The sequence below is a fragment of the Finegoldia magna genome (assembly GCF_018371055.1).
GTDB classification, from domain to species: Bacteria; Bacillota; Clostridia; order Tissierellales; family Peptoniphilaceae; genus Finegoldia; species Finegoldia magna_I.
Map to the genome: position 1 here is coordinate 1 of NZ_JAGYZD010000062.1, position 8,096 is coordinate 8,096.

Consider the following 8,096-nt stretch of genomic DNA (forward strand, 5'->3'; position numbering starts at 1 on the left):
AGGAGATATTTGTACTAGAAACTGTAGATATTGCAACGTAACTACTGGAAGAGGAAGAGAAGTTGACGAAAAGGAACCTGAAAATGTTGCAAAAGTTGTACAAAAATTAGGCTTGAAATACGCCGTTATTACTTCTGTTGACAGGGATGATTTGAAAGATGAAGGCGCAACACAATTCAAAAATGTTATCAAAGAAATCAGAAAATACAATGAAGGAACATTAGTAGAAGTTTTAATTCCAGATATGCATGCTAAGCATGAATTATTGGATATTGTATTTGATGAAAGACCAGACGTTCTTAATCACAACGTAGAAACAGTTCGTTCTATATTTAAAGAAATGAGACCTCAAGGTAACTTGGACAATTCTTTTGAAGTTTTAAGATATGCAAAAGAAAAAGGACTTGTAACTAAATCTGGATTTATGGTTGGACTTGGAGAAACAAATGAAGAAGTTCATCAAATGTTAGATAAATTAAACGAATTACAAGTAGATATAGTTACGATTGGACAATATTTGATGCCAACATTGGAACATGCAGAGTTGGACAGATACGTTACTCCGGAAGAATTTGAAGAATTCAAAAAATACGGAGAATCTATCGGAATTAAGCATGTTGAAAGTGGACCATTTGTAAGAAGTTCATACAATGCAGGTAATGTATTCAAATCATTAGAACAAAAATAAAATGAGTAATGCAAAATAGGGCGAAAGCTCTATTTTGTATTATATGAGGGAAAGTATGAATAAGTATATTTTTAGAGAAAAAATCAATTTGCTGGTGCAAATTTTACTGACGATTTTGTTGTCGTGTTTCATGTCGGTGGCGATAGTATTTACGAAAAGATTATTTGAAATTGAAAACAAGACCTTCTCACTTATTGTAATTAGTGCATCGTTGATTTTGTTCGCTGGAATAAATTATCTCAAGGACAGAACAATCTACAACATGGGACTTTCTTTTGTAGAAGGTTTCAAGCAAGATTTGTTTCACAATGTAATATCACAAAATTTTTATGAAATAGATCAAAAGGAAAAAACTTTTTCGAACGATATAACATCGACATCGCTTTATTTAAAAGAATATTATATTATTCCTACATTGGAATTGATATCTGATGTTATTTTACTAATTGTAATATTACTTACCGTGGGTTTTTGCGTATCATTTATCCCAGTGTCTATAATAACTGTCGGAGTTTTGATATTCAGTTTAATTAATGTAAAAATTGACAAATCAATATTAGAAAAGAAAATAAGCACGTCTAATTTAAGGAAAAAATACGTGTATTTTCTTGATGATATGCTAAGCTCTAAGAAAGTTATCAACTCAAAAGCAAACAAAGCTTTAGAAGTAGTGCACAGCAAATTAATTGAAGACATATCAGAAAAAGTTATCGAACTTGACAAGGAAGAACTCACGAAAAACAACCTAAAATTATTGTTCATTGGTTCGTATTTTATCGTAAGTTTGATTTACATAATCAAAACTCCAGACACAAGTTATGGAGAAGCGATTATTCTAGTAAGTTCAATAATGCTACTTCACCATTTAATCAAAAAAATCGTAAAAGCAAGATCCATGATTGTTCAATCTGAACAAAAAGTTTTCAAAATGCAAGAAGTTTTTGGAAATCAAGAAAATTCAGACAAAATTGTGGAACATATAAAAAAAATTGAGTTTAGAGATGTGAAATTATACTCTTCAGATGTGAAGGTCAAAATCAACTACACATTCTTCACTGATAAAAAATACTTGATTATTTGTGAGAATAACGAAGTGGTTAATTTACTAGCGAAAGCTTTTATTAAGAAATTATCTCCACAAAGTGGAATGATTTTAGTAAATGACGAACCTATTGATAAGTTTGATTTATCACCTAATATGCTTGTTACTTACGATGAAAGTTACATTTTCGATACAGATTTCAGAAACAATGTCACATTGTTCAATTCTTTTCCAGACAAAAAAATTCCACCTTTGATAAAAATTTTCGATGATGAATTGACATCTAAGCAAAGGTATCCGGAATACAACGACAGGGATAAGAATTTAATCAGATACAAGAGAATAATAAATCAAGATAGTGAATTTAACATGGTGGTAAATTTGTTTAATAATTTGGACGAAACCACTGGAAACATATTATTAGAAGATTTTATTTTAAGATTTAATGGATCAATCTACTGTGCAAAAGATGTGCATCCATTTATTAAAGAAAAATTCGATGAAGTTTTATATGTTAAAAATATCGACAGCGATTATTTATTAGTTCAAGAATAATTAACACACCACGGTATATTATTTGAATATCGTGGTGTTTTTTGTTTCAAAAACTTTACATAAAAGATTTTTGAGTTAAAATAATTAAGTGATTAATTTTTAGGAGGAATTATGAATTGGTTAAATAAAAATTATAAAGGATTATTGCTTTGTCTATTGATAGCTTTTCCTTGCCATTTGTTGGGTAAAAAGTTTCCAGTAATTGGTGGTGCAGTTCTGGCGATTTTGGTTGGAATTATCATAGGTTATGTTATCAAAGATAAAACAAAATTTGAAGATGGTATTAAATTTGCATCTAAAAAAATACTACAGTATGCAGTAATTTTACTTGGATTTGGAATGAACTTGGCTGTCGTTATGGAAACTGGGAAGCAATCATTGCCAATAATTATACTTACTATTTCCACTTCTTTAATAATATCTTACGTATTAGCAAAGAAAATGAATATTGCAAGAAATATCGCCATATTAGTGGGAGTTGGCTCTTCAATTTGCGGGGGCTCTGCAATTGCTGCCACTGCTCCGGTAATAGAAGCTGATGATGAAGATGTAGCTCAAGCTATTTCTGTAATATTTTTCTTCAATGTAATTGCTGCGCTTGTTTTTCCGTTGTTGGGAAGTGTGATTGGTTTTTCCACACATTCAGGAGAAGCGTTTGGAATATTTGCAGGAACTGCAATTAATGATACTTCATCAGTTACAGCAGCAGCTTCTACTTGGGACGGTTTGTATAATTTAGGAACACAAACATTGGACAAAGCAGTTACCGTAAAATTAACGAGAACATTGGCGATTATTCCAATTACTTTGGTTTTGTCTTATTTGAGAACTAAAAACCAAAAACAATCAGAAAAAGTTGAACTCAAAAAAATATTTCCTATGTTCATTTTGTATTTTGTTCTTGCAAGTATTATAACTACAGTTGCCTTAAAAATGGGAGTAAATGCTAAAATTTTTGATCCATTAAAGGAATTATCCAAGTTTTTCATTGTAATCGCAATGGCTGCGATTGGATTAAAAACTGATATTGTAAAACTGATAAAAACAGGTGGAAAACCAATTATACTTGGATTTTGCTGCTGGATTGGAATTACATTAGTTTCAATAGGAATGCAATTCGCACTTGGACTTATATAAATAAAAGCTATGCAAGATTTTGCATAGCTTTTTTGAAAGAAAAAATCACGGCTTTAGGGGTAGCCGTGATCTTTTAAGTACAATTTTATCTTACAAGGGGTTTGTTTGATATAAATTGATATCTATTATCATTATACTACGATATTTTAATTTGTCAACTAAAAATGATTATCAAATTAAAAAAATCAAACAAATAGTAATATTTTTATATTTTACAGTAATATTTTAACATTTTCTTCGCTAAATAATTTTATATTTTCTTTTGAAAGTTTGTGAGCAGCAATCCCCATGCCTTTTATTTTTTGATGATTGAAAGTTCCATCGTAAATGTAATTCGATCCACATGATGGAGAATTTTCTTTTAAGATGGCAATTGTAGCATCGTATAACTTGGCAAGTTTTAACACTTCATCGCTTCCTTTTTCAAACTCTTTTGTGAATTCTTCTCCATCATAATCAAAAACTTTTCCATCCATAATTTCAACGGGATTTCTTGGAGTTGGCATTCCGCCCATAATTTCTGGGCATACTGGAATTAAATTGTATTTTTCTTTTAGTAAATTGATAGTTTCTTCGTCTAGTTTATTATTAGAACCGTTGTATTTACAATCAACTCCTAATAAACAAGCGCTAATTAAAACATTTTGCATATTTGTCTCCTTTAATTTTTGCAAATCCTTTTGTTAATTTCACTGACAGGAAGACCTATAATTGTGTTCAAATCACCTTCGATGTATTCTATAAGAACTGGATTTAAATCCTGGATTCCGTACGCACCAGCTTTGTCGTAAACTGTGCCTTCGTCGATGTATTCTTTGATTAATTGGATATTTTTATCTGTTTTTTCTGAAAATTTTACGTTACTGTAAGTGTAGAATATTTCTTCGTAATTTTTTGATTTCAAACAAACAGATGTCACAACTGTGTGAACTTTTCCAAGATAAGATGTAAGCATTTTAAAAGCATCGTCGTAATCTTTTGGTTTATTCAAAATTTTTCCATCGTTTATTACTATTGTATCTGATGCAATGTAAAGTGTATCATATTTCAAATCCAAGGGCATGATTTTTGCTTTGGATATTTCACAACAAGAAAGCGCTAATTTTTCAATTATTTCACGGTCTTTATATTTTTCGTAAGCCGATTGTTCGATTTTTCTTTCGTCAATGTCTGTTGAAGTGCTTTCAAATTCACAAATATTTTTTAATAATTCGTTTCTTCTTGGAGATTTGCTAACCAAAATCACATTAGTAAATTCATCTAATTTCCCAATTTTCGAAACATTTTTTACGTATTTCATTTTATCACCAAATATATTGTCTTATCTTTTTATTAATGTGTCAAATGGGTATATATAATTAGGTGATTATATGATTTATACAGTTACATTAAATCCATCTATCGATTACATAATGCGATTGGATGATTTTAAATTTAAAGAAACTAACAGGGCGAAAGTCATCGAACTTTACGCTGGCGGAAAAGGAATTATGGTTAGCAAGTTGCTGCATAATTTGGATGTAGAATCCAAAAATATTGGATTTTTGGGAGGATTTACAGGGGATTACATCGAAAAATTATTAGATGAGATGGAAATTCTCCACGATTTTACTAAGATTGAGGATAACAATAGGATAAATGTAAAACTGAAACTGGATTCAGAGACAGAAATCAATGCTCCAGGCCCAGACATTTCACAACAAGAATTGGAAGATTTTTATGAAAAACTTTCTAAAATAAAGGGTGGAATTGTATCTTTTTCAGGATCTGTCGCTAAGAATATGGACAAGGATATCTACATTGAAATGATAAAGAAATTATCGCCAGACACAAGATTTACATTGGATACAACAGGAGATGTATTACTGAAAAGCTTGAGATATCATCCTTTATTATTAAAGCCTAATCAAGCGGAGTTAGAAGAAATCTACGGAGGAAAGTTTAACTCAAAAGAAGAAATAATTTCTTATATAAAATCGACTATGATTCCAAAAGCAGAGTATGTGATATGTTCTTTGGGAAGTGATGGTGCGATTTTTGTGAGCGAGAATAATTCTTTTTACATTCCTATTGTAAAGGGAGAAGTTATCAACAGCGTCGGCGCAGGAGATAGCATGGTTGCTGGATTTATCTACGCTTATTTGAACGAAATGAGTGAAGAGGATATGTTCAAAATGGCTGTAGCAAGTGCGACTGCGACTGTTTTCTCATATGATATGGGAGAAAAGGATCAAATAAATGAAATTTTTGGCAAATTAAAAATAATAAATATGGGGGAAAATAATGGAAATTAAAGATTTGCTTTCAAAAGATCTAATGATTATGAATCTTCAATCTACAACTAAAAAAGATGTTATAGATGAAATGATCGAAAAATTGTACGAAAACAATGTTATTAACGACGTACTAAAATTTAGATCTGAAATTATGAAAAGAGAGTTGGAATCTTCGACAGGACTTGGCGAAGGTGTTGCTATGCCTCATGCGAAAACATCTGCAGTGAACAAACCTGCGATTGTGTTTGCAAGAAGCACAAATGGTGTGGATTATGAAGCATTAGATGGAGAAGATACTTATATATTTTTCATGATTGCTGCGACTGAAGGACAAAACCAAATGCACATTGAAACTTTGGCGAAGTTGTCTAAGCTTTTATTAAAAGAAGGATTTATAGATAGATTAAAATCTAGCGAAACTCCAGAAGATGTTTACAAGACAATTGATGATTACGTAGAAGAATCCGAACCAAAAGTCGCACCAGTAGAAACTAGTTCGATTTATACAGAAAAACCATTCGTATTAGCTGTAACTGCGTGTCCTACAGGAATTGCACACACTTACATGGCAGAAGAAGCTTTGAAGGAACAAGCGGCTAAAATGGGAGTTGACATCAAGGTTGAAACAAACGGCTCTGATGGTGTTAAGAACAAATTAAACGCTGACGACATAGAAAAAGCTACTGGAATTATAATCGCTGCCGATAGAAAAGTGGAAACTGCACGATTTAACGGCAAAAATGTAATTGAATGTCCTGTTTCCGATGCGATTAGAAATCCAAAAGATTTGATTGAAAAAATAGTAGAAGGAAAAGCAAAGATTTATCACGCAGATGAATCCGAATCAAAAGAAGTTGAAGAAGAAACTACAAATTGGAAATCAAAATTATATCAAGATATTATGAATGGCGTAAGCCATATGTTGCCATTTGTAGTTGGTGGTGGAATTTTATTGGCGTTGTCTTTCTTGGTTGAAAGATTTTTCTCAGATACTTCACCAATTTACAATTTATTCTCAGTAGGCGGAAAAGCTGCGTTTGGATTTTTGATTCCGATTTTGGCAGGATACATTGCGATGAGTATTGGCGATAGACCAGCGTTGATGCCTGGTATGGTTGCAGGTTTCATTGCAGGACAAGGCGCAGGATTTTTGGGAGGATTGTTAGGTGGTTTCTTAGCAGGTTATGTAATTGTATTTTTGAAGAAAATTACTAAAAATCTTCCAAAATCACTTGAAGGAACAAAACCAATGTTAATCTTCCCAGTATTTGGATTGCTATTAACATCTTTGGGTATGATTTTTGTAATATCTCCAGTGTTTACGATAATTAACAAAGCAATCAACGGATTTTTGGCAAATATGGGAACTACGAACTCAATTTTGCTTGGAGCATTGCTTGGAGCGATGATGAGTGTGGATATGGGTGGTCCTGTTAACAAAGCAAGTTATACTTTCTCAATCGGAGTTTTCACAGACACAGGTAACGGAGCATTCATGGCAGCTACAATGGCTGGTGGTATGGTTGCACCTCTTGCAATAGCTATCGCATCTAGTTTATTCAAAAATAAATTTGACGAAAAAGAAAAGAAATCAGCCGTGACTAATTATATTTTGGGCGCATCATTTATCACAGAAGGAGCTATTCCTTTCGCGGCAAAAGACCCATTGAGAGTGATTGTGTCATCTGTAATTGGTAGTGCAATCGCCGGTGGACTTACACAAGCATTTGGAGTAAAATCACCTGCACCACACGGAGGAATTTTCATTTTACCAGCTATGGAATCTGTCGACAAAGCGTTGTTCTTCGTATTATCTGTAGCGGTAGGATCTTTGGTTTCAGCAATCATTTATGGATTGTGGAAACAAAAAGCAGAATAATGTTATAATAATATTGTAATTTACAAATTTTCAAATTTTCAAGGAGGAAATTATGTTAGTAGCAGCAGACAAAATGTTAAAAGATGCATTAAAAGGAAAATACGCAGTAGGTCATTTCAATATCAATAACTTAGAATGGACTAAAGCTATTTTGGAAACAGCACAAGAAAACAACTCACCAGTTATTTTGGGAGTTAGCGAAGGCGCTGGAAAATATATGGGCGGATACAAAACAGTTGTAGGAATGGTTAAAGGAATGATTGAAGAATTAAATATAACAGTTCCTGTAGCAATCCACCTAGACCATGGATCATTCGAAGGAGCAAAAAAATGTATCGAAGCAGGATTTACGTCAGTAATGTTTGATGGTTCTAAATATCCAATTGATGAAAATATAGAAAAAACAAAAGAAATAGTTGAACTTGCTCACTCAAAAGGAATCAGCGTTGAAGCAGAAGTTGGAGCTATCGGTGGCGAAGAAGACGGAGTAATCGGTCAAGGAGAAATCGCCGACAAAAA

At 32.3% G+C, this 8,096-nt stretch carries 8 protein-coding genes; 6 read left to right on the plus strand and 2 right to left on the minus strand.

What is annotated here, in order from left to right; all coding sequences use genetic code 11:
- The 3 genes from KHW44_RS04000 to KHW44_RS04010 all read left to right on the plus strand — a co-directional run.
- The coding region (locus tag KHW44_RS04000) for a lipoyl synthase (protein WP_304066258.1) at positions 1-688 on the plus strand (688 nt) is incomplete at its 5' end.
- Positions 689-743: 55 nt separating this feature from the next.
- The gene (locus KHW44_RS04005) at positions 744-2,285 is read left to right on the plus strand and encodes an ABC transporter ATP-binding protein (protein WP_304066261.1); all 1,542 of its coding nucleotides are present in this window, start codon (positions 744-746) and stop codon (positions 2,283-2,285) included.
- 111 nt (positions 2,286-2,396) lie between these two features.
- Complete coding sequence (locus KHW44_RS04010) at positions 2,397-3,422, plus strand: YeiH family protein (RefSeq protein ID WP_094225035.1); 1,026 nt, start codon at positions 2,397-2,399, stop codon at positions 3,420-3,422.
- Between the two features lie 212 nt (positions 3,423-3,634).
- Here KHW44_RS04010 and KHW44_RS04015 read toward each other — a convergent pair whose 3' ends face one another.
- Together KHW44_RS04015 and KHW44_RS04020 are read right to left on the minus strand one after the other, a co-directional pair.
- Positions 3,635-4,072 (minus strand): DUF523 domain-containing protein, encoded by a 438-nt coding sequence (locus tag KHW44_RS04015; RefSeq protein ID WP_304066267.1) that lies wholly within the window; start codon positions 4,070-4,072, stop codon positions 3,635-3,637.
- An 11-nt stretch (positions 4,073-4,083) separates the two neighbouring features.
- Positions 4,084-4,722: a nucleoside triphosphate pyrophosphatase gene (locus tag KHW44_RS04020; protein WP_304066270.1), complete on the minus strand. Its 639-nt coding sequence runs from the start codon at positions 4,720-4,722 to the stop codon at positions 4,084-4,086.
- 70 nt (positions 4,723-4,792) lie between these two features.
- On the opposite strand from KHW44_RS04020, the gene pfkB reads away from it, so the two are divergent.
- The 3 genes from pfkB to KHW44_RS04035 all read left to right on the plus strand — a co-directional run.
- Positions 4,793-5,716: a 1-phosphofructokinase gene (gene pfkB / locus KHW44_RS04025; RefSeq protein ID WP_304066273.1), complete on the plus strand. Its 924-nt coding sequence runs from the start codon at positions 4,793-4,795 to the stop codon at positions 5,714-5,716.
- Positions 5,706-7,577, plus strand: a complete 1,872-nt coding sequence (locus KHW44_RS04030; RefSeq protein ID WP_304066276.1) for a fructose-specific PTS transporter subunit EIIC — start codon at positions 5,706-5,708, stop codon at positions 7,575-7,577. Before pfkB ends, KHW44_RS04030 begins: the two co-directional genes overlap by 11 nt.
- A 52-nt stretch (positions 7,578-7,629) precedes the next feature.
- On the plus strand, positions 7,630-8,096 hold a 467-nt coding region (locus tag KHW44_RS04035), incomplete at its 3' end, for a class II fructose-bisphosphate aldolase (protein WP_304066279.1).